Consider the following 261-nt stretch of genomic DNA (forward strand, 5'->3'; position numbering starts at 1 on the left):
ATTGTTGAATGCGTAATTTCGTTTTTTGAACTAGAAAAGAATGTTTAGCTACATGAGGATAACTTTCACGTGCAAGTTTAACTAATTCTTTCGCATAGTTTTCTGCTTTCTTAATAGATAAACCTTTATCTGTGGAGTTGAGTATGCTCGTAATAAGCGTTTCTAAATCTTGTTGATAGACGATGTCAGGATGAGGGAATTGTTGAGCGATATTAAGTGCTATGAGAGAGTAACGGTTTTTAAATAATTTTTCTAATTGAG

General features: G+C 32.6%; 1 pseudogene. It reads right to left on the reverse strand.

The annotated features are described in order from the left end of the window. Positions 1-261: pseudogene (locus N9R04_RS11385) on the reverse strand (IS110 family transposase); the annotation flags it as partial.

Origin of the sequence: Staphylococcus marylandisciuri (assembly GCF_025519785.1) — a bacterium.
GTDB lineage: Bacteria > Bacillota > Bacilli > Staphylococcales > Staphylococcaceae > Staphylococcus > Staphylococcus marylandisciuri.